Origin of the sequence: Aquimarina rhabdastrellae, assembly GCA_947387485.1 — a bacterium.
GTDB lineage: Bacteria > Bacteroidota > Bacteroidia > Flavobacteriales > Flavobacteriaceae > Aquimarina.
Genome location: CANDNT010000025.1, coordinates 1 through 26571, shown reverse-complemented (window position 1 = coordinate 26571; position 26571 = coordinate 1). Strand labels below are relative to the sequence as shown.

At 32.0% G+C, this 26571-nt stretch carries 27 protein-coding genes; 10 read left to right on the top strand and 17 right to left on the bottom strand.

Annotation, left to right across the window (positions count from 1 at the left end):
- Positions 1-68: 68 nt before the first annotated feature.
- Together ACYEKI_RS20140 and ACYEKI_RS20135 are read right to left on the bottom strand one after the other, a co-directional pair.
- Entirely contained in the window at positions 69-629 is a 561-nt protein-coding gene (locus ACYEKI_RS20140) for a YceI family protein (RefSeq protein ID WP_459213014.1), read from the bottom strand.
- A gap of 32 nt (positions 630-661) precedes the next feature.
- Positions 662-1084, bottom strand: coding sequence for a MarR family winged helix-turn-helix transcriptional regulator (locus ACYEKI_RS20135; RefSeq protein WP_459213013.1), 423 nt, complete (start codon positions 1082-1084; stop codon positions 662-664).
- Positions 1085-1328: 244 nt separating this feature from the next.
- Between ACYEKI_RS20135 and ACYEKI_RS20130 the strand changes: the two genes are divergently transcribed.
- The 4 genes from ACYEKI_RS20130 (at position 1329) to ACYEKI_RS20115 (ending at position 3346) form a co-directional block, all read left to right on the top strand.
- Positions 1329-1829, top strand: coding sequence for a TlpA disulfide reductase family protein (locus ACYEKI_RS20130; protein WP_459213012.1), 501 nt, complete (start codon positions 1329-1331; stop codon positions 1827-1829).
- 47 nt (positions 1830-1876) lie between these two features.
- Positions 1877-2503 (top strand): thioredoxin family protein, encoded by a 627-nt coding sequence (locus tag ACYEKI_RS20125; RefSeq protein WP_459213011.1) that lies wholly within the window; start codon positions 1877-1879, stop codon positions 2501-2503.
- 106 nt (positions 2504-2609) lie between these two features.
- On the top strand, positions 2610-2924 hold the full coding sequence (locus ACYEKI_RS20120) for a rhodanese-like domain-containing protein (protein WP_459213010.1): 315 nt from the start codon (positions 2610-2612) through the stop codon (positions 2922-2924).
- Positions 2925-2938: 14 nt separating this feature from the next.
- Positions 2939-3346, top strand: a complete 408-nt coding sequence (locus ACYEKI_RS20115; protein WP_459213009.1) for a rhodanese-like domain-containing protein — start codon at positions 2939-2941, stop codon at positions 3344-3346.
- A gap of 42 nt (positions 3347-3388) precedes the next feature.
- Here the strand turns inward: ACYEKI_RS20115 and ACYEKI_RS20110 are convergent, their stop codons facing one another.
- On the bottom strand, positions 3389-3823 hold the full coding sequence (locus ACYEKI_RS20110; RefSeq protein WP_459213008.1) for a VOC family protein: 435 nt from the start codon (positions 3821-3823) through the stop codon (positions 3389-3391).
- Between the two features lie 143 nt (positions 3824-3966).
- On the opposite strand from ACYEKI_RS20110, the gene ACYEKI_RS20105 reads away from it, so the two are divergent.
- The gene (locus ACYEKI_RS20105) at positions 3967-6891 is read left to right on the top strand and encodes a right-handed parallel beta-helix repeat-containing protein (RefSeq protein ID WP_459213007.1); all 2925 of its coding nucleotides are present in this window, start codon (positions 3967-3969) and stop codon (positions 6889-6891) included.
- A gap of 49 nt (positions 6892-6940) precedes the next feature.
- Here the strand turns inward: ACYEKI_RS20105 and ACYEKI_RS20100 are convergent, their stop codons facing one another.
- From ACYEKI_RS20100 to ACYEKI_RS20035, 14 genes are all read right to left on the bottom strand, one after another.
- A complete protein-coding gene (locus ACYEKI_RS20100; protein ID WP_459213006.1) occupies positions 6941-7837 on the bottom strand; it encodes a Cif family virulence factor in 897 nt (298 codons plus the stop codon).
- A 26-nt stretch (positions 7838-7863) separates the two neighbouring features.
- Positions 7864-8412 (bottom strand): cysteine hydrolase family protein, encoded by a 549-nt coding sequence (locus ACYEKI_RS20095; protein WP_459213005.1) that lies wholly within the window; start codon positions 8410-8412, stop codon positions 7864-7866.
- Between the two features lie 86 nt (positions 8413-8498).
- On the bottom strand, positions 8499-9128 hold the full coding sequence (locus tag ACYEKI_RS20090) for a Crp/Fnr family transcriptional regulator (RefSeq protein WP_459213004.1): 630 nt from the start codon (positions 9126-9128) through the stop codon (positions 8499-8501).
- Complete coding sequence (locus ACYEKI_RS20085) at positions 9128-9928, bottom strand: GNAT family N-acetyltransferase (RefSeq protein ID WP_459213003.1); 801 nt, start codon at positions 9926-9928, stop codon at positions 9128-9130. The genes ACYEKI_RS20090 and ACYEKI_RS20085 overlap by 1 nt, the downstream gene beginning before the upstream one ends.
- A complete protein-coding gene (locus ACYEKI_RS20080) occupies positions 9925-10614 on the bottom strand; it encodes an HAD family hydrolase (protein WP_459213002.1) in 690 nt (229 codons plus the stop codon). The genes ACYEKI_RS20085 and ACYEKI_RS20080 overlap by 4 nt, the downstream gene beginning before the upstream one ends.
- A 125-nt stretch (positions 10615-10739) precedes the next feature.
- Complete coding sequence (locus ACYEKI_RS20075) at positions 10740-12050, bottom strand: short-chain dehydrogenase (RefSeq protein WP_459213001.1); 1311 nt, start codon at positions 12048-12050, stop codon at positions 10740-10742.
- A 57-nt stretch (positions 12051-12107) separates the two neighbouring features.
- Positions 12108-12365 carry a hypothetical protein gene (locus ACYEKI_RS20070; protein WP_459213000.1) on the bottom strand — a complete coding sequence of 86 codons (258 nt, stop codon included), beginning with the start codon at positions 12363-12365 and terminating at the stop codon, positions 12108-12110.
- 63 nt (positions 12366-12428) lie between these two features.
- Entirely contained in the window at positions 12429-13109 is a 681-nt protein-coding gene (locus ACYEKI_RS20065; protein ID WP_459212999.1) for a LytR/AlgR family response regulator transcription factor, read from the bottom strand.
- A 2-nt stretch (positions 13110-13111) separates the two neighbouring features.
- The gene (locus ACYEKI_RS20060) at positions 13112-14164 is read right to left on the bottom strand and encodes a sensor histidine kinase (protein ID WP_459212998.1); all 1053 of its coding nucleotides are present in this window, start codon (positions 14162-14164) and stop codon (positions 13112-13114) included.
- A gap of 57 nt (positions 14165-14221) precedes the next feature.
- Positions 14222-15436, bottom strand: a complete 1215-nt coding sequence (locus ACYEKI_RS20055; protein WP_459212997.1) for a serine hydrolase domain-containing protein — start codon at positions 15434-15436, stop codon at positions 14222-14224.
- A 105-nt stretch (positions 15437-15541) separates the two neighbouring features.
- Entirely contained in the window at positions 15542-16660 is a 1119-nt protein-coding gene (locus ACYEKI_RS20050) for a serine hydrolase domain-containing protein (protein ID WP_459212996.1), read from the bottom strand.
- Positions 16661-16848: 188 nt separating this feature from the next.
- Positions 16849-17199, bottom strand: coding sequence for an SPW repeat domain-containing protein (locus tag ACYEKI_RS20045; protein WP_459212995.1), 351 nt, complete (start codon positions 17197-17199; stop codon positions 16849-16851).
- Positions 17200-17326: 127 nt separating this feature from the next.
- A complete protein-coding gene (locus tag ACYEKI_RS20040) occupies positions 17327-17899 on the bottom strand; it encodes a TetR/AcrR family transcriptional regulator (protein ID WP_459212994.1) in 573 nt (190 codons plus the stop codon).
- Complete coding sequence (locus ACYEKI_RS20035; protein ID WP_459212993.1) at positions 17900-18559, bottom strand: transglutaminase-like domain-containing protein; 660 nt, start codon at positions 18557-18559, stop codon at positions 17900-17902.
- 168 nt (positions 18560-18727) lie between these two features.
- Between ACYEKI_RS20035 and ACYEKI_RS20030 the strand changes: the two genes are divergently transcribed.
- From ACYEKI_RS20030 to ACYEKI_RS20010, 5 genes are all read left to right on the top strand, one after another.
- Positions 18728-19927 (top strand): acetyl-CoA C-acetyltransferase, encoded by a 1200-nt coding sequence (locus ACYEKI_RS20030; RefSeq protein WP_459212992.1) that lies wholly within the window; start codon positions 18728-18730, stop codon positions 19925-19927.
- Positions 19928-19952: 25 nt separating this feature from the next.
- Positions 19953-22094, top strand: a complete 2142-nt coding sequence (locus tag ACYEKI_RS20025) for a 3-hydroxyacyl-CoA dehydrogenase NAD-binding domain-containing protein (RefSeq protein WP_459212991.1) — start codon at positions 19953-19955, stop codon at positions 22092-22094.
- 24 nt (positions 22095-22118) lie between these two features.
- On the top strand, positions 22119-23330 hold the full coding sequence (locus tag ACYEKI_RS20020; RefSeq protein ID WP_459212990.1) for an acyl-CoA dehydrogenase family protein: 1212 nt from the start codon (positions 22119-22121) through the stop codon (positions 23328-23330).
- Between the two features lie 110 nt (positions 23331-23440).
- On the top strand, positions 23441-24505 hold the full coding sequence (locus ACYEKI_RS20015) for a CaiB/BaiF CoA transferase family protein (protein ID WP_459212989.1): 1065 nt from the start codon (positions 23441-23443) through the stop codon (positions 24503-24505).
- A 48-nt stretch (positions 24506-24553) separates the two neighbouring features.
- Positions 24554-26314 (top strand): AMP-dependent synthetase/ligase, encoded by a 1761-nt coding sequence (locus ACYEKI_RS20010; RefSeq protein ID WP_459212988.1) that lies wholly within the window; start codon positions 24554-24556, stop codon positions 26312-26314.
- The last annotated feature ends 257 nt before the right edge of the window (positions 26315-26571 follow it).

Below are 26571 nucleotides of genomic sequence, written 5' to 3'. Positions count from 1 at the left end.
TAAATTCATTTTTTCTATTTGTTGTGGTCAAATATATAAATTTTAAATGATTAGGAACAAATCCTAAATTAAAAATTTATGTTAACATTTAATTCAAATTCATTGTTGATAGCTTTATCACCTAAGTTTTCAAAGAAACTACCAGACCCGTAACGGATACCATATTTTGTACGATCTACTTTTAAAGAAGATGTAGCTTTATTTCCGTTTAGTGCTAATTCAAAAGTAATAGGGTTTGTTTTATCTTTAATAGTTAAGTCACCAGAAACTTTATAAACATCACCATCTTTTTTAGCTTTCTTAATTACTAGTTTAGCTGTTTTATGATTGTCGGTACCAAAGAAGTCAGTTGATTTTAAATGTCCTTCTAGATTTGTTTTTCCGTTACCTTCAAGATCAGTTACTGTAATAGAAGTCATATCAACTACAAACTCTCCAGCAGTAATACGATCACCGTCTAATGTAAGAGATCCTGATGTAAATTGTAAAGTACCATTATGAGCACCAGTAACTTTTTTACCTACCCATTCTATAGAACTATTTTTAGCATTAAGAACTTTTTTTTGTGCAAAAGTAACAGTAGTTGTTAAAGCTAAAGCAGCGACTAAGATCAAATTTTTAATTTTCATTGTTATTTGTATTTAAGTTAATTGTAAGTTTTTTATTGTCGTATTTTATTTAATAATTCATTGAGTTGTATCATTTCTTCATGAGACAGATCAGACATCAATTTTTGATCCGTTTTATAAATGATAGGATCAATTTTTGCCAAAAGATCAAGCCCAAGTGCTGTAATTGTGATATCTACCTTTCTACGATTATGAGGGCAAATTTGTCTATTGACTAACTGTTTTGTGAGTAACTTATCTACAAGTCGTGTAGTATTACTCATTCTTGAGATCATTTGTTGGTGTATAGTAGCAAGAGTTACTGGTGCACCTTTTTGACCTCTTAATATTCTAAGAATATTGAATTGGGGTAAAGTAAGATCAAATTCCTTCAAGGTTTCAGCTACAGTATCAGTAACCTTATTATATGTTTTAATAAGGTTAACTATTGTTTCTTTTTCTATACCATGAATCATATTGTTGTCTTGATGATATTTGTAGGTACAAATTTATTAATTAAGAAGAATAAACAAAATTAATTTTTTGTTAATATTATTTGTAGTCATGATTTTTGGATATAACTTGTTTATCCAGAATGAGTTTTGTTAAGGATATGCAAAAAGAGGAATAATAAACCTAATGATTGTTAATTTATTTTTCTTAATTATGCGCTTTTAATATTTTCGGGGAATGATGTGTAGAATAATTTGTATGGGGTTCATGCTGTTAATTTTTTTTACAGGATGTAAAGGAGAGCGACAGGTGACTGCAATAACAGCAACCAAGGTTTTTGAAAGTAAAGGGATAGAAGTTCCCGTATATGACTTTGAAAATTTTGAAGCTTTACTTCATATAGACGATGATAAAGTAAGGGTAATTAATTTTTGGGCAACATGGTGCAAACCTTGTGTGCGAGAATTACCTTATTTCGAATTGATTAATGACCGTTATACAGCAAAGAATGTTGAGGTTATTTTGGTAAGTTTAGATTTACCTTCTCAAGTAGAAACCAAATTAATTCCTTTTTTAGAGAAACAACGTATTCGTAGTAGGGTAATTTTATTAGATGACCCTAATGCTAATCAATGGATTCCTAAAGTTAATGAAGAATGGTCTGGTGCAATTCCAGCGACCATTATTTATAAAGGAAGTACAGGTAATTTTTATGAGAGATCATTTACATACCACGATCTAGAAAAAGAGCTGAAAAAAGTATTCTAAAACTTATTGTAGAATAATATCAATAATGTTGGACAAAAGATAATGATATGAAAACATTAAAAATTTTAGCAGTATTAGCGTTGGTTATAGCTGTAAGTGCATTTGCAGTAGATAAGGTTTTGACAAAAAAAGGAGGAGATGGATATGATATTGGAGATATAGCTACAGATTTTAGGTTAAAAAATATCGATGGTAAATATGTTTCGTTATCCCACTATAGAGATGCAAAAGGTTTTATTATAACATTTACATGTAATCATTGTCCATATTCTGTGGCATATGAAGATAGAATTATAGCTCTAGATAAAAAATACAAAGCATTGGGGTATCCAGTGATTGCTATTAACCCGAATAACCCTAGAGCATATCCCGAAGATAGCTTTGAGAATATGAAAATTAGAGCAAAAGAAAAAGGATTTACTTTTCCGTATCTATATGATGATGGACAAAAAATATATCCGCAATACGGAGCCAAAAAAACACCTCATATCTATATTTTACAAAAAACCGATAAAGGGAATGTTGTACGTTATATAGGTACTATTGATAGTAACTATAAGGATGAAAAACTAGCTTCAAAAAAATATGTAGAAGATGCTGTAGATGCATTATTAGAAGGAAGAGAAGTAAAAATAAAACATACAAAAGCAATTGGTTGTAGTATAAAAGCATGATTTGTAAAAGAGGATATAACTTAATAATATGTTTTAGGTAATCCAAAGATATTTCGTTAGTTTTAGAGCTTTAAATACGATATAATAATACCGAAAAAATATAGCAATGGGAGAAAATATCACTCAACAGCAATGGGAAGAACTAATTGCAAATGATGAAAATGCAGTAATACTTGATGTGCGTTCTGAAGAAGAAGTAGAAGAGGGACATATACCTAATATGATCAATATTGATATTCGTCAAGGACAAGGTTTTCTTGATATGGTTCAAGAATTGGATAAAAGTAAAAATTACTATGTGTATTGTAGATCAGGAGCAAGAAGTGCACAAGCTTGTGCTTTAATGTCTCAAATGGGATTTGAAACTACATATAACCTTTTAGGAGGTATTTTAGAATGGGAAGGTGAAGTTGTAGAATAAGCAACTTCAACATCATGATAAAGAATATTGTAATAGCACTTTTTGTTTGTTGTAGTCTTTTAAGTTGTACTCCAAAACAAAAAGACACTCATGTAAAAGGAACCGTACAATTGATTACTATTCCTCAAATGGAAACTTTATTGGATAATAAAGAAGTACAATTAATAGATGTGAGAACTCCAGAAGAGTATGCACAAGGACATATTAAGGGAGCAGTTAATATTAATTATAAGGATGATGATTTTAGTACATTAATTACTAAAGTCGATACTTCAAAACCTGTAATTGTATACTGTGCAAGAGGAGGAAGAAGTAGACAATCTGCAAAACTTATGAAAAATGCAGGCTTCAAAAAGATCTATGATCTAGAAGGAGGCATTACAGCGTGGAAAATGGAACAAAAAGAAATCGTTAAGAACTAAAAAAAACGGCACTTATAGTAGTGCTGTTTTTTTATTATAAAATTATTCTTTAATATCACAACTTACCATCCAGTGAATCCCAAAGCGGTCTGTAAACATTCCAAAATAAGAACCCCAAAAAGTGTCATTGAGAGGCATTTTTATATCCCCACCTTCAGATAAACTATTAAAAATACGATCAGTCTCCGCTTTAGTAGCTGTATTTACCGAAATTGAAAAATTAGTTCCTGCTGTCGCACTTGGACCAAAAGCAGAAGAAGTATCACTGCCCATTAAAATAGTTTCACTACTTATAGGCAAAGCCACATGCATGATTTGATTTAATTCAGCTTCTGATAGCGGAGGCATATTAGGATCACTAGGCATTTCGTTAAAACGACCTAGATAAGCAAACTCACCGCCAAATACTGATTTATAAAAAGTAAAAGCTTCTTCACAATTACCGTTGAACGTTAAATAAGGATTGATTGTTGTCATAATATATGATTTTTAAATGTTATTTTTATAAGAAGAGGAATACTTAAAGATAAACAAGAATAATGAGATTATAAAGCATAGATATATTGGGAGCATCATAAAGAGGGGAACATTAAAAATGTATAAATCAAAACCAATATATTATGAAACAAATTACATTAATACTAGTTGTGTTTTTCTTTGGTCTTACCAATAGTTTTAGTCAAACTATACACGTAATTCCAGAGGGAACTAAAGTTGCAGATGGAGCAAAAATGAATGTAGCTCCAGGAGATATTGTATTATTAGAAGCAGGAGAGTATCCTTCACTTGTCATGAAGAACTTTAATGGTACAGCAGCAAATCCTATAATTATTAAGAATCAAAACGGGAAAGCTGTAGTTGCTGGAGGAGATTATTTTACTTTTTCATTTCGTTATTGTAGTTATATAAGAGTAACCGGTACAGGAGATCCTAATGAAACTTATGGAATAGAAGTAAAAAGTCCAGACCTTAATAGTGTAGGTAATGGAGTGGGGATGGGGAGTTTTTGTAAAAATATAGAAATAGATCACCTTGAGATTCATAGAGTAGATTTTGCAGGAATAATGATTAAAACAGATCCTACATGTGATCCAGCTACACAAAGAGGAAACTTCCAGATTGATTATATAAAGATTCACGATAATAAAATTTATGATACCGGCGGAGAAGCTATGTATATAGGCTATTCTACATATTATGAAGTACAAAGAGATTGTGATAATGATGAAAGTAATGGTAAAGAAACAACAGTCTTACCACATGAAATCATGAATTTAAAAATTTGGAACAATACTATATATGATACAGGTAGAGAAGGAATACAAATAGGTTGTGTACGCAATTACGAAATTTATGATAATACCATTACTAATTATGGTATGGAACAATTAAACTCTCATCAAAATGCAGTCCAATTAGGACAAGGTTGTGCGGGGATTTTTAGAAATAATGTGATAAAAGATGGTTTTGGACATGGATTAACAATAACAGCGTTAGAAAATACAACTATAGCTAATAATGTAATTATTAATTCAGGAAGTACTAATCCTAATATAGACGAAACATGGACTGGATTTAATCCACCTGCAGGAATAAATCTTCATGATAAAAACATGTTAAGTGGAACATCTTATCGTATTGTAAATAATACCATAATCAATCCTAGAGCAAATGGTATCTATATGTATGGAAAAAATGAAGGCGTTGCAATGCATGAATATAAAAACAATCTTATACTTAAAGCTGGGGGAGCTTTTTCTAATGTAAAGTACAATGCGGCGATGTATATAGAATATCCAAAATATGTAGCGCAAAAAGGAAATTATTTTGGACAAGATTTAATTGCTCCAAAGTTTGTAGATGCAGCACAAGATGATTATAGGTTACAATCAACATCTTTTCTTACCGATGCAGGAGAAACCATTATAGGTTTAACCGAAGATTTTGATTATCAAAATAGACCACAAGGTAATGGATATGATATAGGAGCTTTTGAAAATACAAATCAAGCTACAGTATTAGATCCATTTCCAGCAAATGCATGTCAATGTGATCATGTAATCACTATAGGTATTGAAAAAATCGATGGAGAAAATTATAATTTTTTACCAGGAGAGAAAATATGTATAGAAGGAGGAGTACGTAATAAATTAGAATTAAAAAATATTCAAGGAACAGCTAATACACCTATTGAGATTGTTAATTGTGGTGATGTGGTAACTATAGCTAATGGAGGTAGTATCAACCTTGATAATGTAAAAAACATACGATTTACAGGTACAGGAATTACTAATGAACTATATGGATTTAAAGTGCTTAATTCGAGTTCAAATGCATTTACAGTAAATGACTTAAGCACAGCTTTTAAAATAGATCATGTGTGGATAGAAAATGCTAAGAATTATGGTATATATAGCAAAGACGATCCTAGATGTGATCTTACCGCCAATAAAGACAATTTTGTAATGCAAGATGTGAGTTTTGAAGATATAGTTATTAAAGATAGTAAGAGAGGAATTCAGATAGGACATCCACGTTATGCTCTAGGTAAGAGTACTACTTGTGATGGAGTGGCAAAAATGCTATATCCATATCAAATAAAGAATTTAAATCTAAAGAGACTTAGTTTGACTAATATCAAAGGAGGTGATGGTATAAATCTATATGGTTGTGATAATGCGGTAATAGAAGAAAACATATTAGATACGATACATAGTGTAGGAATTTATGCAGGTACGCATTCGAATGTTACATTGCGTAGAAACAGTATTAAACGTACCGGTAAAGAAGGGTTTAGAAATACAGGTAGTGGTACAGCAAAACTATATACAAATGTGTTTTATGATACTGGGGAAAACGGAAATTATAGTGCTATTAAATTTCCGTTTCAACAGGCTAATGGGGCTGCTTTTGGTAATGTAATAGATGTTCAATTTAATACGGTAGTGGATTTTGGAGCCTATGGTGTTCATGTGGTTGTTGGGAATAATGCAACGAATAATTGTATTGTTTCTAATAACATATTTAGCGATGCAACAACCTCATCTTTTATTAAAGTGAATCAAGCAAATAATTTTACGATAGCACATAATATTTTGGAGCATAATGAAGCAATAATATATTTTGAAGATATTTCGCAAGAAAACTTCAAACTCACTTCGTTATCACCTGCTATTGATTTTGCTAGAAATCCAACAGAAACTATAGATTTTGATGGAAATATAAGAATTGTAGGTTCGTTTGCAGATGCAGGAGCTTATGAATATACAGGAACAAATAACTTAACCAAAGTATCAACTCAAGATATTAACGAAGAAATACAAATATATCCTACACTAGTCGAAAGTAGATTTTTTATACAAACAGAGAAATACGAAAATATCAGTTATAGCGTATATAATATATACGGAATAAAAGTAGCTGAAGGATATATAAAAAATGAGAAACAACTAATCGATGTAGAAGATATGAATGAAGGAATATACCTTTTGAGAATAAAGAAAAACGATAAGATAATAGCAATAAAAAAGATCATCAAGCAATAAAATATATTAATCCCTCTCTATTTTACTAGAGAGGGATTAATTATCATAACTAATACTTTTTTAATACTTCAAATTCATCATAGTCTAATAACCATAAAGAATCCTTTTTAACCCATTTTTCTTGATAAATTTTACCTTCTCCAATATTCATAGACCATTGCGAAGATAATTTAACTGTAGTATTAGAGATGACTTCAAATTTAGGTGTATGGTACGTCAAGTTTTTTGCACCATCTTTGATAAGTTTTTCCCAGAATGAACCTATTGATTTTTGATCGTTTAACTTAGCAAAAGGGATAGCGTTCATAGTAGCATTAGAAGTATACCCATTTCTACAAATTACACTGTTTTGTGTATTAAAACCAGTAGTCCATTCCATAGAAGATTTAATAACTTCTTCTAATACTTCATGACTAGCTACGGGATTAAGTTCTCGTTTTTTTGGAGTATCGTATTTATGTAATACTTCAAAATCATCATAAGCTAATTTCCAAGTATCATTTTCTTTAACCCATTTCTCTTGATAGATAATACCATCTCCTATATTCATAGACCAATGTGCAGCGAGTAAAGCTGTATTAGCATTTACAACTTCTATACTTACATTAGTATAAATAAGGTTTGTAGCACCAGATGCTATAAATGGAGTCCAGAATTCGCTAATCTCAGCAGTTCCGTTACTAAGCCCAAAAGGAGTAGCTCTCATAACAGCATCTTTTTGATATGCGGCTACACAATACTCACTGTTACCAGCATTAAAGGATGAAATCCATTGTTTACTTGCTACTAATACTTCTAATGCAATTTTATGATGCGCTAGCGGTTTATGTGAAATATAAGATTGTACAGTTTGTTGTACTGGAGCTTCTTCTGATGTCTTGTCCTTTGATTTTGGTTGACAAGCAATAAATAAGCATAAGGATACAAATAGAGAAAATAGTCTCATGATGATTTTTGTTAGAGGTTAATATATTAAGATAAAAAATCTTTAGTAGTAGTGATTTTTGCATATGCAAAAGCCAAAGTAGCCATAGCTGTAGCATGTACATGTGTTGCAGGAACAGTCATTCCATCAAACTCTTGATCAAGAGTAGCACAAGCATCTTCAATTACAGTACAATTAAAGCCTAAATCAGATGCAGCTCTTGTCGTACCAGCAACACACATATGACTCATAGCACCACAAATGATAAGGTTTTGGATTCCAGCAATTCTCAAATCATTTAATAAAGTAGTGTCTTTAAATGCGTTTACATATTGCTTAACAATAAGTTTTTCTCCTTCTAGAGGTTGTACTTTAGGGTGTATTTCTGATCCTGAAGTATTAGGACAGAAAAATGGAGCTTCGTCTGAAGCGAAGACATGTTGTACATGAAAAATAGGTAATTGATCAGCTCTAAATTTATCGAGTAATAATCGAGCATTTTGTGTAGCTGCATCAACCTCTGATAAGGTGTTTTTACCTCCTTCATAATAATCGTTTTGTAAATCAATAACGATTAGCGCAGTGTTAGTATTCATCTTTTTCAATTTTAAATTTACAGGGTGTAAAAATAAATTTGCATTAAAAAAGAAACCTGTGACTTAAGGCACAACTTCAAAAAAGATTAACGAATTACTTGCACAGATTTTTGTCCTAGGTGGATTAAGTTTTCTTTTTCTAGTTTTTTTAATAGTCTAGAAACTACTTCTCTAGTAGTTCCAAACTCGTTTGCGATTTGCTGATGAGACATTGTTAGAGTACAATGATTTTGTTCGTTAGCTTCGGCAAGTAAATAGTCAAGAATACGTTCTTTTAGTGTTTTAAAGGCTAGTTTAGAATAACTATCCATTAAAATAAGATAACTATCTCTAAAAGTTTTAATCGTAAACGTATTCCATGATTTGTAACGATAACACCAATCATTTACATAACGTACAGGAATGTTTAAAACTAAGCTTTCTTCTTCTACAATAGCATTGACTGTACTTTTGCAATCATCAAAACAAGCAGATAGTGATAAGGTACATGTTTCCATAGTATTGAGGTAATAAATCAAGATTTCTCGATCTTCACTCTCTTGATAAACACGTACCTTCCCTTTTAATACAATTTTGAGTACTTTGATATATTCATGAAGTACAATAAGATGTTCCCCTTTTTTATGAGAAGTAATGGTAGCGTATTTTGTAATCTCCTTTTGTAACGCTTCTTCATGAATGTGTAAGTGCTTAAAAAATTGCTGTAGAATGTCCATTAAATTTTAAATAACATTTCGTACTGATTGATAGGATTAGAGAGACCATAAGTCTTAAAAAAAGAAATATGTTTTGTTCTAGAATCATCAACATTATTACATTTGATTGTTTTTGATATAAGATAGATTCCACTATATAAAAAAGATAAATCTTCTACATAAGATTCAAATTGTGCCAAATAACCGCTTTCTGGCTTAATAGAAAAATAGCCTATTAGAGTATCTTTATCAAAAACTTGATAGGTTTCATATATAGATGATAAACGAGTAATAGCCGTACTGGTATGCTCCCAAGTATAATATAAAGGTGTATTAGTAATATCCGCTAAAGTACATTTGTGAAGACGAACATCTTTTACTGGAAACTGTAAAGACCCTTGATAACATAATAGGTTACGTTGAATAGAAAAACCAATACGTTTATACGTTTTAATAGCAGCGTGATTCTCTTGTATAACTTCAAGAAGAATTTGAGATATACCATGAGCTTTAAGTTCTGGAATAGCATGAGCATATAAGCGATCTATTAAACGTTGTCCTCGATAAGAGGGAACAACACCTGTACCAGCGTTATAAGCTGTTTGTAAGCCTCGAAACTCTTCTATGCCATGAATGATAAAAGCAATCAACTCTCCGTTATCAAAATAGCCATAAGAATAGTTAAAATCTACTTGAGCTCCCTTAAACTTTTGTTCCCAAAAAGAAATATCCTCGGGCATTTTTACAAAATAACCAGTAAAAGCTTCAGCTATACTAGCTACAATGGTTGATAAAGGAGTATGGCTAAGATTTTTAATCATAAAGTGTATTGTAAGACATCAGTGATAGTAGATAATTCTCTAAACTTTGGATGCACAATTTCGTGATGTACTTTCTCATGTTCCCAAGTAGTATGAAAAGGAACGTGAAAAGCATGTCCTCCAATATTAAGTACAGGCAATACATCTGATTTTAAAGAGTTACCAATCATTAAAAATTGATGAGGTGGAATATCAAGATGTTTTACCAGTTTGGTATATTCGGTTTCATTTTTTTCAGAAACTATTTCTGTATGATGAAAATAATCAGCGAGTCCAGACTTGATAAGTTTACGTTCTTGGTCTAGCAAATCTCCTTTGGTAGCCATTACTAATCGATATTTACCTTGTAATGCTTTTAACACATCTTCAACGCCATCGATAAGTTCTACAGGAGCATTAATCATATCTTTACCTAATTCAAGAATACGTTCTACGGCATCAATATTAAGAGTTCGTCCAGAAATCTTAATAGCGGCTTCTATCATAGATAAAATATATCCTTTAACCCCATAACCGTAATGTTTAAGGTTTTGAATTTCAACAGTAAATAACTCCTTAGAAAGAGAGTGATGAGGCAAGAAATCCTCAAGCATATCACAAAATTTATGCTCTACTTGTTGAAATAAAGGTTCGTTAACCCATAAGGTATCGTCTGCATCAAAGGCAATTACTTTGATCTCTTTCATAAGAATATCATTAGATGAATCGGGAAGATACTAAAAGCCCATTAGGTTTAAAAGTAAATCCTTAAAAGTTGTTTATGAAATAAACAAAATGCAACCAATGGAGTTAAAAATGGACAAGAGTATGCTTAAGAACCAATAAGTTCTTTGCTCTTTTCCCAAAGTTTACTTCCTTGATCTTTTAGTAATTTTCCAGTTTCTTTTAAAGATTCACCATTGAGTTGTTTTTCAAGTTGCGTGGCGATTTGCTGAAAGTTGTATAAGAGTTCAAAAATTTCATCAGTATAAGGAACATCATGTTCTTTTAAGAGTCTTTTCCAATCTACCTGACTCAAGAGGTTATACATATATTTTACAGCTATTTTGCTTAAAAAGTACTTATCATAAACTCCATTTAATAAAGCTTCGGTATCTCTATCTTTAAGATATGTAATGGTTTCGGAGATAGATTCTTTTTCAGATTTTGAAAGTAATGGACTCGAATTTAGTTTGCTCAATGCCGCAATGGCTTTTTCGTGTTCCTCGTTTTTAAGATATAAATAAGTTTCTATACTCCAGATAATTTCGTTTTCTAAACCTAGCTTTTTTGAATCTTGAAGAAAGATTTCAAAGTCGTTAAGAGCACGTTGTTCATCAACATCACGATCCATCATAAGACGGTCAAAACCTCTAAATAAGTATTGCAAAGAATGGTATGCGGTATAGGTTTGTTGATTATTTAAGGTTTGCCATTTAAAAAATGATTTTGCAAATGGAAGTGCTACTGTAGGATGTTGTTCAAGCCAGTTAATGTTTTGAGTAATTTCATCTTCGGAGAGGTAGTATAATTTTTTTTCAAAAAATAAGAAACCTCTAAAAAAGTGAAGTAATGATTTGAGTTCTCCATCAGGTAAGGCTTCAGGAGTTGTTTTTGCACATTCGTATAGCGAAATTTCTTTACCTAAATCTTTACTTAAAATGACCAAAGCACTTAAAACAGCATGCTCCATATTTTGTGCTTTGATTTTTTGATTTCCTTTTAATAAAGGACTAAATGTTGCAGTAGTATCTCGAATGGCTAAGATACGTTCTAAAGCTTCAACCGTAGTAGGGAAAACATCTTCGTCTGTAGCTTCAATAAAAGAACTCATAGCACGATATTCTTTATAAATAGAGATATAATCCATGATCGATAATTGCTGGTTTTTGTTAAACTGAGCAATTTTCTGACTAACGTTATGCATACGGTGTTTAAGATCTTGAAATTCTTCAGATATCGTATCTTCTGTAGCTGTAGCACGTAAGCAAATTTTTGCGAATTTGTACGATAATACTTTTTGAGAATCTAAACTTTCGACCAGAGCTTTACGATCTTTTTGGAGTAATCCAGTATCTGATTGATCTCCGGTACAGCTAATAAAAAGAACAAAAAGACAAATAGAAAATACTTTTTGCAGCATGAGTTAGAGTATTCTTTATGATTGTACAGGTAAAAGTATTAAAATTAATTAAAAACGTTATGCATTTCTATCAATAGATCCTTGAGCTCTTAATAAACGATCTCGAGTATTTTTTGTCATCACCTTTCTATTGGATTTTAAACGATCTTTTAATAGAAATAACCAAAAAAATGGGATAAACCAAATTGCAGCAGAATGATATATTTTTTGAATTTTTGAGAGAGAAACAGTTTTTATGATTCGTAATTGTCCAATAATAGTATATGGAACATAGAAAATACTGATCAAACTTAAAATTGTTTGCATTTTTGTCATAATAGCTATTTTTTGATTGATGTCTAGATTAATATAAAGAAAAACAAGTAAAAAAGCAAAAAACTAAAGCTTCAAGCGTTCTAAGACCTCTTTTTTTAAACGTGTGCTCAGAGGAATTTGATAAGAATTAATATGTAGTTGATACCCCACGATTTGATCAATTTTTGAAACAGCAACAATATAAGATTTATGAGGTTGTATAAAATCATCTTGAGGTAACAATGATTTCATGGTTTTTAAAGTTTGATGCGTAATAAAACTAGCTGTAGTGGTAACAACTTTGATGTAATTTTGTTGTGCTTCTATAAAGAGAATATCATTAAAATGAACTTTTCGAGTTGATTTACCATCTTTTAAAAAGATAGTAGATTGAGCTTCAGATTGAGGTAAAAGACGTTGTGCTTTTTCTACAGCTTGTACAAAACGTTCAAATGAAATGGGTTTAACCAAATAATCTATCACATTGTAATTATAACTTTCCAAAGCATATTCAGAATAAGCAGTAGTCATTATTGTTAACGGAGTTTTTTCCTGTTTTTGTAGCCATTCTATCCCTGTAATTCTAGGCATTTGAATGTCTAAAAATAATAGATCTACAGTATTTTCTTTAAGAAAAGCTTCTACTTGTAGCATGTTTTTACAAATAGCCACTACAGACAGAAAAGAAACCTTCTGGCAATAATCTGCTATAGCTTCTCTGGCCAAGGGTTCATCATCAACGATTAAACAGTTTAATTTTTGCATGATTACAATTTGATTTGAAGTGTTACGCGATAGCTATCTTCATGTTGGATAGTTAAGCGATGTCTATTAGGATATAATATTGCCAAACGACGCTTGATATTTTGTAGACCTATGCCTCCATAATTAGTGTGGGATTTAAAATCATCAAACGTATTTTCTATAATGCAATGAAGCATTCCTTCTTTTTCTGCAATTTGTATAGTGATTTGATTATCCTCTGATTTATCAGCATTACTTACGTGTTTAAAAGCATTTTCTACAAAAGGAATTAGCATTAACGGAGCAATAAGTAGCTCTCCATTTTCCATAGTTATGCTGTAAGAGAGTGTGATGTCGTCACCTTTACGTATTTTTTCGATTTCTATGTATTGTGTGATATAATCTAGTTCTTTGGAGAGCGAAATTTGAGTAGTATTACTTTCGTACAATTGATATCGTAATAGGTTTGAAAATTGTAATAATGTATTTTTTGCAAGTGGATTATTCTTTCCGATGAGGTGATAAACACTATTAATTCCGTTAAACAAAAAATGTGGATTCAACTGCGCTTTAAGATATTTTAATTCGGTAGCATGAGTCGTTTTAAGTAATTCGTGTTTCATTTTTTCAGACTTAACATATTCTAATTGAAAACGAGATAAAAAACCAAAAACGCCAAACAATAAATTAAGAATAGCATTTGAGAAAATCCATGAAAGTACTAATCCAAAAAGCGAAGTCTCTTCAATAGTATGAATATCATTTGTTACTATAACTTTATAATCAATAAAACTTTCAATACCGGTAACGAGAAGAAAAAAGAGTGTACTTAAAATAAGATATGAAGTATATCTTTTGGCAATAAAAAACTTAGGGTTAAGCCAGCTATATTGAATATAGAAAATAACCATATTGGTTAAAATTCCGTAAAAAGAAGCCCAATGCAATAAACCGTTTTCTGTAGAAAAACCATTCCAAGATAAATTTTCATACGCAAAGAATATCAAGTAAAATTGAATTCCCCAGAATAACATATGACAAAGAATAAGTATGCTTTTTTTTACAGGACTATCCACAGTAAACGGTTTATTATTATTTTAAAATATAATTCTAACGAAAGGTAATACTACAATTTATTGCCGAGGAATAAAAGTTCCTTTCCATCTCATGCCTTTCCAATCCATATAAGCAGTATAAGAATGCTCTTCATTCTTTATAAATTGAATAGATTCAGAAGATGTAGGATTTTCAAAAAAAGTACTGTCATTTTCAGCTTTAAAAGTTCCTGTCAATTTATTGTCTTGATAACAAACTAATTGATTGTTTTCTATAGTAAAAGTGAGTTGAATATGATTGATTTCGGCAAAATCATACGTACCCACATATCGTTTTAAAATAGAAGTATCCACTGCTATTGCTTTTCGATGTACAGCTTTGGGCATTTTTACAGGTTTTTGATCAAGAATAGCTTCAATGTCTTTAATCATGTGTTGCATGGGAAGTTCTTCTATATTAGCAAGAAAAATTATCGTATAATGTTTATTCATATGATGTTGTATGTAAGCACGTTTTCCTTCTGTACCTCCAGCATGACTAATGCGATTATCTTTGATGAGTTCTTGTTTAAAAGGAAGCGTTTTTAAATAGTTTGTGAACATTAATAAATCATCAACTGTGGCATATAAATTACCAATTTTAAATTCATCTTCTTGATAATTAGTAAGAGCAATGATGCTATCCTTTTTTTGAATATGTCCATAGGCATAACGTTCTAAATTGTGACTATAAAAATGTGCACCCGAGTTACTCATACCTAGAGGAGTAAAAAAAGTGTCTTGAAGGTATTGCGCATAAGATTTACCTGAAGCTGTGGAAATGATATGAAATACAAGTTGGTATCCTAAATTTGAATATCTTCTGTCTGTGCCAGGTTCAAATTCTAATACTTCTTGTTGTATCTTGTTAAGAATCTCTTTTGAGGTTAGTTTTAAATAACTACCAGTGTAGTTTTTAAACTCTCTAGGAAAACCAGCTTGATGATCTAGCAACTGCTGAATTGTAATTTCTTTTGCTCTAGGGAAATCAGGGAGGTATTGAGATAATAGATCAGATCGATTAAGCTTACCATCCTGTTCTAATTGTAGTATACTAAGTTTAGCAAAAAGCTTGGCAACAGATCTTAAATCAAATTGATGATCGAGAGTAATATATAAACTATGACTACTATCCTGAGTAAAGGTATAGGCTTTGCGTAAAAGAGTAGTATCGTTTTTTTGTATTAAAACAGCGCCATTAAATTGTTTTAATTGAGTTAAAGCTTCAAAATAAGTATCCAGAGTTGTTGTCATAGCATTTTCTGGCTGAGTTTTCGTTTTTGAATAAGGAGAACAGCTTAGACAAACAATAAGAATTGTAAATAGAGATAAAAACCTTAAGAACATGGAATAAATCTTTTAGTATAAACTTTTAAGAATACTGTTATACAATCCATCAATCTGGCGTGCATTAGGATGAAAAGCAGAAATATTACTTAATACAACCACGGCTTTTTTAGCTTGAATATCTATAATCATACAAGAAGTAAAGCCACCTGTTCCGCCATTATGAAATAAAAGTGTTTTATTTTTTTGATGTAATAAATGCCAACCTAATCCCATAGATAATCGATTATTGACGGTAAAGGTTTCTTGTTGCGTTTGTTGATATACAGGATTGTTTTTCCATTGTTGTTGTGCAAAAAGAGAAAGATCTTTTATAGTAGAACGAATAGCACCAGCACTAGCAAGTGCTTTAAAACGCCAAGGACTCGCTATAGTACCATCAGGTTGTAATCCATTTACTAGCTTAGTCTTATCTAATTGTTCATAAACAGATGAGGATGTATGCATTTGTAAAGGCTTAAAAATATAATCCTGTAATAAAGATTCATAAGATTGATTGGTATAAGAAGCTAAAAGATCTCCTAGAAGTCCTGCGCCTAAATTAGAATAAGCATAAGTTTTACCAGGTGCTGTAGTAGTTTTAAAATCAGTTTTGAGATAATCATGTAAAAGATCTCTAGTATAAACTGCATAAGGATCTTGGGCATGTGTAGCCAATAGATCTATTAAATTTTGAGGTAATCTAGGCAATCCAGAAGTGTGATTAGACAACATTTGTAAAGTGATTTTTGTACTTGCTTCAGGTGGATTTGAAAGTGTAAACGGTAAAAGAGAAACAATAGATTGATCAAGAGTAACTTTTTTATCAGTTACAAGATGAGAAAGTAAGGTTGCGGTAAAGACTTTAGAAATAGAACCTATTTCAAAAATAGCATCTTGGTTAGTAATTGATTTTAGTGTGTTTTTGTCTTTACGTAAACCCCAATATTGTGTTTCATTTTGATCAATTAAGGCTATTGCAAGCTCAGTTTGATTAGGATAAACAGTTAGTTTTTCTTGAAATAGCTTTACTAAAGAATCATTTGCAATGGTAGTATGAACAGTAGAATCTATGGTAAGTTTATCTTGAGCAAAAAGTTGCTTTGCTTGCGAAAATAATAGTATAAGAATGAAGAATGCTAGTCGTAACATGATATAATTTTTTTATTGATACCACTAAGGTATACTTAGAAAAAAGTAACACTAAACATATTTTGACCAACGCGGATTATTTTTTGATGAATGCAAAACTAGATCCAAGTTATAATTTAACAAGGATCTAGTCGAATAGAAAATTGATGTAAAAAATTGCTATATAAAATACTCTGAAAAATAAAGTGTTACTCAGTAGCACTGAGCGCTACTACTAAAAATACAACAGCTGCGTTGATCCAGTAGTAATGTGCATCAATACCAGTGAATCCCATGACAAAAGGTAAAATCATAAAGGTAACTGCTACCAATAAATCAATGGCAAGATGTCCTTGAAAAGGAATAGTTCTTAAAAGGCCTAATTTATAATTAGTAAGAGCACTAGCTGCCAATACAGCTATTCCTGTAATGACAGAAAACCATAAAGCTATAGGAGTAGTTTCACCTAAGGATAGTGCAAAAGGAGCTATAATTAAACCTAAACCAGCAGAATAATCTGCAACTCCGTGTAACGTAGGAGATATAAAACGTAATTTCATGATATCAAATTTTGATTAAAAAAGTTGATACAAAGATGTCTAGAGTTTAAACAAAAAACGCTACAAAAAAGGAATCAAGACTTGTACTTTTTAATATTAGGAGCAATGATATGATGGATAAGAAAAATTACTCTTTATTAAATAACTCAATGGTTTTTTCTAAAGCATCATCAAAATTCTTCCAGGTTTCATCATCAGTGAGATCAGTTGTAATAAAACGTTTATTAAACTTTGATAATAGTGTAAAATAGACATAACCACCTATCATTAACTGAAAAGCGTGATTTAAAGAAGTGTCTTTGTCATTAATGGCAAAAATCTTTCCGATCTGTGAATTAGTAAATTTAAAAAGATCCTTAGTGATCTCATTATTTTCGATTAGCTGCCAGCGAAGAATTTCTTGAGTTAATTTATTTTCTCGTAATTCTTTGGTACCTTCTTTTGCAAAATGTTTTAAATCGGCTACAGAGCTAGTCGATTTATCATCGATAAATAAAAGTGATTTAAAGAAATCTCCTTTTTGTGCAAACTGAAGTAATAATCCCTTCATTCCGCCAAAATAGCGGTAGATCAATTCTTTTGATACTCCAGCCTCTTTTGCTATAGCATTAATACCCACACCTTGAGGTCCTTTTTCTTTTAATATAGATAAGAAGGCTTCATAGATTTTTTCTTCAGTAGCAGCTCTATTTTTTTTCATTTACAATCTATTTAAGTCCAAAACAACCCCCAATTTTACATCATTTTTTTGTAATGGAGGATACGTTTCTTTCATTAATTCAAGCATATAGGGGAGAGGAACATGGTCAAAAGTACCATAATCTTCTAAATATTCCATAAAAGAATGAGATCCACTTTGATCAAAAGGCTGAAATAAAGAATCATTTTCGCCATCAAACTCTAGGACATCTACACCTAATTTTTCACATAGAGAAGCATTAAAAGCAGGAGTAGCCTTAACCCATTTATTATTTAAAAACACTTCTACATAACCATGAGGTACTAAGACATCGTTTCCAAATTTTTTAACAATTTCATCTACACCAATATGATTTTTTACTTTGGCTAGACCAAGACGAGCAGGAATATTACGAGCTCTTAATAAACTAATCATGATGATAGCCTTATCAAGACAGTGTCCTTTTTCTAATTGACAGATTTTTGAAGCTTTCCAATCTTTTTCAAATAGACTAAAACGATAAGGAAAATAATCCCAAGTATCTCTTACATATAAATAGGCTTTTATAGCAAAATCCTTATCAGATAAAGTTTTGTAATCTGGACTTACAGTATGTAATAACTGTTGAATATGGAGGTGTGAATAATCAAAATTTGAATTTTCTGCTGTATATGTTGTCATAATGATAATATTCTATCTTTTATATTAGCATTATCGCATGTTTTGGGATTAAAAATTGCGATAATTTTTTGTAAAGATAATTATTTGTTTAAATTTGTAACTCATCGGTCACATTTTTTTTACAATTAATGTTACTAGTTGGTAACTTATAAAAATATAATCAAAACAATGGAAGCATATATTTATGATTCAATAAGAACTCCTCGTGGTATCGGAAAGAAAAACGGTGCATTAGCACAAGTGAGTCCGGTGCAATTGGTAACTACATTATTAAAAGCTTTAAAAGAGCGTAACAATTTAGATACTTCATTAGTAGAAGATGTAGTGTTAGGTTGTGTAACACAAGCCGGAGAGCAAGGTGGAAATATAGCCAAAGTAGCTGCACAATGTGCTGGATATGGAGATCATTTGGCTGCGGTATCACTCAATAGATATTGCGCTTCTGGATTAGAAGCAGTAAATCAAGCAGCAGCTAGAGTACGATCAGGATGGTCAGATTTAATTATTGCAGGAGGAGTAGAATCAATGTCTAGAGTTCCTATGGGTATAGATGGTACAGCATGGGTGATGGAACCGGATGCTGCTTTCGGAAAATTTGTACCTCAAGGAATTTCAGCAGATTTGATTGCTTCAAAATATGGATATACAAGAGCAGATGTAGATCAGTTTGCATTGACATCGCAACAAAGAGCAACTCAAGCAAGAGCTAATGGTTATTTTGATAAATCCATTATTCCAGTGCACGATGTTAACGGATTTTTACACCTAGGACAAGACGAATATATACGCCCTAATACAACACTAGAAGCACTAGCTGGATTAAAACCTTCATTTAAACAAATGGGAGAGATGCTGTTTGATCAAACAGCACTGGATAAATACGTTGAAGTAGAACGTATTAATCACGTACATCATGCAGGAAACTCTTCTGGATTGGTAGATGGAGCAGGGGTTATGCTTATAGGTTCAAAAGAAATAGGAGAACAACTAGGACTTAAACCACGAGCGATAATCAAAATGGGAACGATTATAGGATCAGAACCTTTAATCATGCTTGAAGGACCTACTCCAGCAACAAAAAAAGCACTGAAAAAAGCCGGAATGAAAGCAACTGACATTGATTTGTTTGAAGTAAACGAAGCTTTTGCGGTTGTACCTATGCGATTAATGGAGAACTTAAAAGTTGATCATTCTATAGTAAACGTAAACGGAGGTGCTATTGCGATGGGGCATCCATTAGGAGCTACAGGATGTATGATTTTAGGAACCGCTTTGGACGAGCTAGAGCGAAGAGATAAAAGCACAGCATTAGCCACGTTATGTGTTGGAGGAGGAATGGGAATTGCAACCATTATTGAACGCGTTTAATCACACAAAAGAATCAAAGTACAGCATGGAACATATTAAATTCAATATAGATAACGACGGAATTGCTTTTATCACTTGGGATGTGGCAAATTCCCCTGTAAATATTATGAACGAAACTACTATGGCAGCATTTTTTGCTAGAGTAGACGAAGCGATTAATAACGATACTGTAAAAGGAGTAGTCATTAACTCGGCTAAAAACGATTTTATAGCAGGAGGAGACCTAAAGTGGTTTCTAAATTATGATAAATCCAAAGAAGATTGTTTTAATCTTTTGATGGATACGCATAAAAAGATGCGTCAAATGGAAACTTGCGGAAAACCTTTTGTAGCAGCCATCAATGGATTAGCTCTGGGAGGTGGATGTGAATTAGCACTAGCATGTCATCATAGAATTATGGTAGAAGCCCCAAAGACAAAAATGGGCTTGGTAGAATGTTCTGTAGGTTTATTTCCAGGAGCAGGAGGGACGCAACGATTCTTAAGAATCTTAGGACCACAAAAAACTATCGAATATATTACACAATCAAAAAAACTTACAGCTGGTCAAGCATTAAAAAATAAGTTAGTTGATCAAGTATGTACTCCAGAAGATGATATCAATGCATTGGCAAAAGCATGGATACTAAAACAAGAAGAAGTAGGACAGCCATGGGATCAGAAAAGATTTCAAATTCCAGGAACTCCAGTGGGTGTAGGACAAGTATCTGGAGTAACAGAATTCTTTAGTGTATCAAATGCTATGGCATATAAAACCACACATGGTAATATGCCACATATTAAAAATGTTCTAAGTGCAATTTATCACGGAGCATCATGTCATATCGATCGAGCGCTTGAAGTAGAATCGAGATATTTTGTAGATACCTTATTTACAAAAGAGACTAAAAATATTATTAGATCATCATTTGTTTTTATAGGTGATGCATCTAAAGGAAAGGCAAAACCAAAAGGGTACGAAAAAGCTACTTACAAAAAAATAGGAGTTTTAGGAGCAGGAATGATGGGAGCAGGAATTGCTTATGTAACTGCAAAAGCTGGACTTGATGTAGTCTTAAAAGATGTGAGTGTAGCAGGAGCAGAGAGAGGAAAAGGATACGCTCAACAAATTGAAGCTAAAAAACTAGCAAAAGGAAGAACAACAACAGAAAAAGTTGAAGCATTACTTCATAAAATACAGCCTACAGATCAAGTAGAAGATCTTAAAGATTGTGATTTGATCATCGAAGCTGTATTTGAAAACGAAAAACTAAAAAATACTGTAACACAAGAAACCGAAGCAGTGATACGAGAAGAAGTTGTATATGCTTCGAATACATCAACTATACCAATAACAACTCTAGCCAAGGCATCTTCAAAACCAGATAAATATATAGGCTTGCATTTCTTTTCACCGGTAGATAAGATGCCATTGGTTGAGGTTATTGTAGGAAAAGAAACTAGTGATGAAACTTTGGCAGCAGCCATAGACTATGTAACCAAAATACGTAAAGTTCCTATCGTAGTAAACGATGGTAGAGGATTCTTTACTTCTAGAGTTTTTGGGAAGTTTGTTAACGAAGGAATTAGTATGCTTGCCGAAGGAATTCCTCCAGCAGTTATCGAGAATGTAGCTAAAAAAATAGGAATGCCAGTAGGACCATTAGCCATATCTGATGAAGTAAATATGAAGCTAATGTTAGATATCATGGGAGAGGATCCTAATTTATCAGAATTTGAAAAAGGATTAGAAAAAACTATAGCCAAAATTGTTTCTGAGTTTGGACGAACAGGGAAAAAAGAAGGAAAAGGATTTTATGAATATCCAGAGGGCGGAAAAAAATACATCTGGAAAGAGTGGGCAAATATTTTCCCTGTTAGTCTTGATTATAACGAAGAAGAAGTAGGTAAACGTCTTTTATTTGCCATGGTTATTGATTCCTACAAATGTCTAGATGCGGGAGTAATTAAAGCACCACAAGATGCCGATGTAGGATCTATATTAGGATTAGGTTTCCCTATATATACAGGAGGTGTTTTATCGTATGTAGATTACCTAGGCGCTAAAGAGTTTGAAAGCTATAGCGAAAGACTAGCTCAAAAATATGGAGAACGATTTGAATTACCACAAAGCTTAAAAGAGCGCATACAGAAGAGCGAAAATAATCGTATATTTTATAAGAATTAATCAGTAAAATTAAAGAACAAGACCATGTTGCAAGACGTATTAATTAAAAGAGAAATATATGCATCAGAAGAACATCAGATGATGCAACAAATGATAAGAGATTTCATTAAAAATGAAGTGGCTCCACAAATGGAACAATGGGAGAAAGACGGAATGGTGAGTAGAGCGATCTGGGAGCGTGCAGGAGAACTGGGATTACTTTGTATCGATATGCCAGAAGCATATGGAGGTGCTGGTTTAGATTTTAGTTTTAGTGCATTATTTATGGAAGAATTGGGACGTAAAGGTATTAGCGGACCAGGATTCTCCTTACACTCTGATATAGTAGCGCCATATATTTTAAAATACGGTACAGAAGCGCAAAAGAAAAAATATTTACCGTTGATGGCTACAGGAGAAATGATTACAGCAATAGGGATGACAGAACCCGATTGTGGTAGTGATTTACAAGCCTTAAGAACTACAGCTGTAGATAAAGGAGATCATTATCTAGTAAACGGACAAAAAACATTTATTACCAATGGATATATGAGTGATATGTCTATTGTAGCTGTAAAAACCAATCCAGGAACACCACAAGAAGGAATTTCATTATTAATCATGGAAAGTGCTTGGGATGGATTTGAAAAAGGAGTGCCTTTTAAGAAAATCGGAATGAAAGCTCAAGATACTTGTGAGTTATTCTTTGATGATGTTAAAGTACCTAAAGAGAATTTATTAGGTCAAGAAGGAATGGGCTTTAAAATGATGATGACCGAATTGGCTAGGGAACGCATGTCGGTAGCTATTTCTGCAATAGGAGGAGCAAAAGGAGCGTTAGAAGATACAATAGAATATACTACTACGCGTAGAGCATTTAAGAGTCCGATTGCAGGATTTCAAAACACACAATTCAAATTAGCAGAATGTGCTACACAATTACAAATACATCAAACTTTTGTAGATCGTTGTGTTGCGTTATTAGCAGAACATAAATTAACACCAGAAAGTGCATCCATGGCAAAATATTCGGCTAGTGATATGCATGGGAAAGTGGTAGATGAATGCTTACAGTTATTTGGCGGGTATGGGTATATGTGGGAATATCCTATTGCTCGTATGTATGCAGATAACAGAGTAGCAAGAATCTATGCAGGAACAAACGAAATTATGAAGTTATTAATTGCACGAGGCTTATTCAAAGAAATGTTTCAAGAGATGAAAGCAAGAGCAAAACAAAAGATGCAAAAAGCATAGCTTTATAACTTCGTTTTAAACAACCTAGAATCGGAGGAAACTTCGATTCTTTTTTATATCCAAATATCTCAATCAGGTAGATATATCATAAAAATTCAACAGCTACAGTAATGAAAGAAATACAACCTTTAGAAGGGATTAAAATAATAGACTTTACACGATTATTACCAGGTCCTTTAGGTACACATTTATTAAGCCAATTAGGTGCAGAAGTAATTAAAATCGAAAGTCCGAAGCGTATGGATTATACGCGATTTTATGAACCTAAAATAGGAGATACTTCTGCAATGTTTCATACAATGAATCATACCAAAAAGCAGTTGATGATTGATTATGAAAGTCAAGAAGGATATCAAGAAATAGTCGACATTATAAAAGATGTAGATGTGCTGGTAGAGCAATTTAGACCAGGAGCAATGAAAGAGTTTAAATTATCTTTTGATGAGGTAAAAAAAATCAACCCTAATATAGTGTATATTTCGGTTACAGGTTATGGACAAACAGGAATGTATAATGCAAAAGCTGGACATGACCTTAACTATATGGCAACCTCAGGATTATTAGATTTAAATCGTGATGAAAAAGGAAAACCAATCATACCAGGGTTTCAAATTGCAGATATAGCAGGAGGTTCCTATATGTTGGTTTCTGCATGTACTAGTGGATTATTAGCACAACGCATCCAGCAAAAAGCACAATATATAGATGTGTCATTATTAGATGCTACGGTTCCGCTTGGTGCTATTGCACAAGGAATGCATCAAGGAAACGCATCATATAAACAAACTCCGATTTTAAGCGGAATGTTAGTCAATTATAATGTTTATGAATGTAAAGATCAAAAATGGATAGCATTAGGAGCTTTAGAATTAAAGTTTTGGAATTCTTTTTGTGAAATGGTAGCACAACCCACATGGAAAGCAACCAAAGATACTCAGTTGATCGATGGGATTTTTGATAAAGAAAAATTAATAAGCCTTTTTAAAACAAAAACACAAGAAGAATGGACTACATTGTCCAAGGGATATGATGTATGTCTTTCGCCTATTTTAACAATTGAAGAAGTTTCAAAAAACGAACATATACGTGATAGAGCCGTATTCTTATCAGAAACCATAGAAGGACAAAAGGTAGAAGTTTTTAACAAAATTTTTAAGACCTATACAAGTTCATAAAATTATATGTACCTTACATAAGTAAGGAAAACAACTAAAACATATTTTATGAATACAAGTATCCAGAGATTATTTGACATCCCGTATTATCAATTAAAAAAATACCCACAGGAAAATGTGTTCTCAACCAAAATCAATAATCAATGGAAAGCCGTTAGTATTCAGGAATATATCAAAGAAATAAATACAGCAAGTAGAGCATTATTACAGTTAGGTATTAAACCACAAGATAAAGTAGCGGTTATTGTAAGTAATAATCGATATGAATGGCATGTTTTGGATATGGCATTAATGCAAATAGGAGCTATTAATGTGCCATTATATGCAACATTATCTTCAAAAGATTACGGTTATATCTTAAATCATTCTGATGCACAATATTGTTTTGTAAGTGATTCAGATTTATTAGAAAAAGTAGTTGAGGTAAAAGAGGAGACGCAACTAAAAGATATATATACATTTGATACTACTATCTCGACTACAAATTGGGATAGTTTTTTAGCTTTAGGCGAAGATGATGCCAGTCAAACCGAAGTAGATACTCGTAAAAAAACAATACAATCTAATGATTTGGCTACAATTATCTATACTTCGGGAACTACAGGAACACCAAAAGGAGTAATGATCTCACATCAAAATATTATTAAGAATATTGAGATGAGTACCCATTTACTTAAACTAGAACCTACAGCAGTTAGAGTATTAAGCTATTTACCAATTAGTCATATTTTTGAACGATTCACTACCTACTATTATCAATTTATGGGATTCAGTGTATATTTTGCCGAATCTATAGAACAACTAGGGGATAATATAAGAGAAGTACAACCACATTTTATTCCTATAGTACCTCGATTATTAGAAAAGGTATACGATAAAATTATAGCCAAAGGTCAAGAACTTACAGGAGTTAAAAAAGCATTATTCTTTTGGGCAGTAGGATTAGGAGAACAGTACTTACCGTATGGACAAAATGGATGGTGGTATAAACAAAAATTAAAGATCGCAGATAAACTAATCTTTAGTAAGTGGAGAGCGGCTATGGGTAATGAAATTTTATTTATGGTTTCAGGTAGCGCACCATTACAAGCGAGATTGATTCAGATTTTTACAGCAGCAGGAATGCCAATTTTTGAAGGTTATGGAATGACAGAAACTTCACCATTAATTTCGTTAAATCACGAACACGATTATGGATTACGAATAGGAACAGTAGGACAAATTCCTGACGAAATAGAAGTGAAGATAGCAGAAGACGGAGAAATATTAGTCAAAGGGCCTAATGTAATGTTAGGATACTATAAAGCACCAGAAGAAACTGCAAAAGCAATTAAAAATGGCTATTTGCATACAGGAGATATAGGAGAAATTGATAGCGATGGATTTTTAAAGATTACAGATCGTAAAAAAGAAATGTTTAAAACTTCTGGAGGAAAATATATCGCTCCAGCTGTAATAGAAAATAAACTAAAACAATCTGGTTTTATAGAACAGATTATGGTAATAGGAGAAGGACAAAAAATGCCTGCTGCCTTGATACAACTTAACTATGAATTTGTTCAAGATTGGATAAAAAAACACGGATACCAAGTAGAAGAATTTCATACCGATCAACGTATCATAGCTAGAATACAAAGAGAACTAGATCGTTTTAATGATCAATTAGGGAAATGGGAACAAATTAAAAAGTTTGAGTTAACCCCAGATCCATGGACTATAGAAGCAGGACATCTTACACCAACATTAAAATTACGCCGTAAGATTATTAAAGAAAAATATAAAGAAACCATAGCACATATATATGCTTAATTAAGAGCTATGAGATAATATAAGATAAAACCTCGAGTGAAAACTTGAGGTTTTTTTGTACTGTAAAACCATAATGTTTTTTGCTACAGCAAAAAAATATTTATATTTGTAAAATCAATGATATAAACACATCAATCAAAATCAATTAACGAACAATGAAAGAAACGGTACTTCAAAAAGGTGTTGTAAATCCTAACGACACAAAACAAGCAATATCTAGAGAAAAAATAAATAGTCAAGCATTAATGATCGTATTA

Excerpts from the sequence above, each read along its gene's own strand:
- ACYEKI_RS20140 (WP_459213014.1), bottom strand. The coding sequence starts at position 629 with ATGAAAATTAAAAATTTGATCTTAGTCGCTGCTTTAGCTTTAACAACT.
- ACYEKI_RS20135 (WP_459213013.1), bottom strand. The coding sequence starts at position 1,084 with ATGATTCATGGTATAGAAAAAGAAACAATAGTTAACCTTATTAAAACA.
- ACYEKI_RS20130 (WP_459213012.1), top strand. The coding sequence starts at position 1,329 with ATGCTGTTAATTTTTTTTACAGGATGTAAAGGAGAGCGACAGGTGACT.
- ACYEKI_RS20125 (WP_459213011.1), top strand. The coding sequence starts at position 1,877 with ATGAAAACATTAAAAATTTTAGCAGTATTAGCGTTGGTTATAGCTGTA.
- ACYEKI_RS20120 (WP_459213010.1), top strand. The coding sequence starts at position 2,610 with ATGGGAGAAAATATCACTCAACAGCAATGGGAAGAACTAATTGCAAAT.
- ACYEKI_RS20115 (WP_459213009.1), top strand. The coding sequence starts at position 2,939 with ATGATAAAGAATATTGTAATAGCACTTTTTGTTTGTTGTAGTCTTTTA.
- ACYEKI_RS20110 (WP_459213008.1), bottom strand. The coding sequence starts at position 3,823 with ATGACAACAATCAATCCTTATTTAACGTTCAACGGTAATTGTGAAGAA.
- ACYEKI_RS20105 (WP_459213007.1), top strand. The coding sequence starts at position 3,967 with ATGAAACAAATTACATTAATACTAGTTGTGTTTTTCTTTGGTCTTACC.
- ACYEKI_RS20100 (WP_459213006.1), bottom strand. The coding sequence starts at position 7,837 with ATGAGACTATTTTCTCTATTTGTATCCTTATGCTTATTTATTGCTTGT.
- ACYEKI_RS20095 (WP_459213005.1), bottom strand. The coding sequence starts at position 8,412 with ATGAATACTAACACTGCGCTAATCGTTATTGATTTACAAAACGATTAT.
- ACYEKI_RS20090 (WP_459213004.1), bottom strand. The coding sequence starts at position 9,128 with ATGGACATTCTACAGCAATTTTTTAAGCACTTACACATTCATGAAGAA.
- ACYEKI_RS20085 (WP_459213003.1), bottom strand. The coding sequence starts at position 9,928 with ATGATTAAAAATCTTAGCCATACTCCTTTATCAACCATTGTAGCTAGT.
- ACYEKI_RS20080 (WP_459213002.1), bottom strand. The coding sequence starts at position 10,614 with ATGAAAGAGATCAAAGTAATTGCCTTTGATGCAGACGATACCTTATGG.
- ACYEKI_RS20075 (WP_459213001.1), bottom strand. The coding sequence starts at position 12,050 with ATGCTGCAAAAAGTATTTTCTATTTGTCTTTTTGTTCTTTTTATTAGC.
- ACYEKI_RS20070 (WP_459213000.1), bottom strand. The coding sequence starts at position 12,365 with ATGACAAAAATGCAAACAATTTTAAGTTTGATCAGTATTTTCTATGTT.
- ACYEKI_RS20065 (WP_459212999.1), bottom strand. The coding sequence starts at position 13,109 with ATGCAAAAATTAAACTGTTTAATCGTTGATGATGAACCCTTGGCCAGA.
- ACYEKI_RS20055 (WP_459212997.1), bottom strand. The coding sequence starts at position 15,436 with ATGACAACAACTCTGGATACTTATTTTGAAGCTTTAACTCAATTAAAA.
- ACYEKI_RS20050 (WP_459212996.1), bottom strand. The coding sequence starts at position 16,660 with ATGTTACGACTAGCATTCTTCATTCTTATACTATTATTTTCGCAAGCA.
- ACYEKI_RS20045 (WP_459212995.1), bottom strand. The coding sequence starts at position 17,199 with ATGAAATTACGTTTTATATCTCCTACGTTACACGGAGTTGCAGATTAT.
- ACYEKI_RS20040 (WP_459212994.1), bottom strand. The coding sequence starts at position 17,899 with ATGAAAAAAAATAGAGCTGCTACTGAAGAAAAAATCTATGAAGCCTTC.
- ACYEKI_RS20035 (WP_459212993.1), bottom strand. The coding sequence starts at position 18,559 with ATGACAACATATACAGCAGAAAATTCAAATTTTGATTATTCACACCTC.
- ACYEKI_RS20030 (WP_459212992.1), top strand. The coding sequence starts at position 18,728 with ATGGAAGCATATATTTATGATTCAATAAGAACTCCTCGTGGTATCGGA.
- ACYEKI_RS20025 (WP_459212991.1), top strand. The coding sequence starts at position 19,953 with ATGGAACATATTAAATTCAATATAGATAACGACGGAATTGCTTTTATC.
- ACYEKI_RS20020 (WP_459212990.1), top strand. The coding sequence starts at position 22,119 with ATGTTGCAAGACGTATTAATTAAAAGAGAAATATATGCATCAGAAGAA.
- ACYEKI_RS20015 (WP_459212989.1), top strand. The coding sequence starts at position 23,441 with ATGAAAGAAATACAACCTTTAGAAGGGATTAAAATAATAGACTTTACA.
- ACYEKI_RS20010 (WP_459212988.1), top strand. The coding sequence starts at position 24,554 with ATGAATACAAGTATCCAGAGATTATTTGACATCCCGTATTATCAATTA.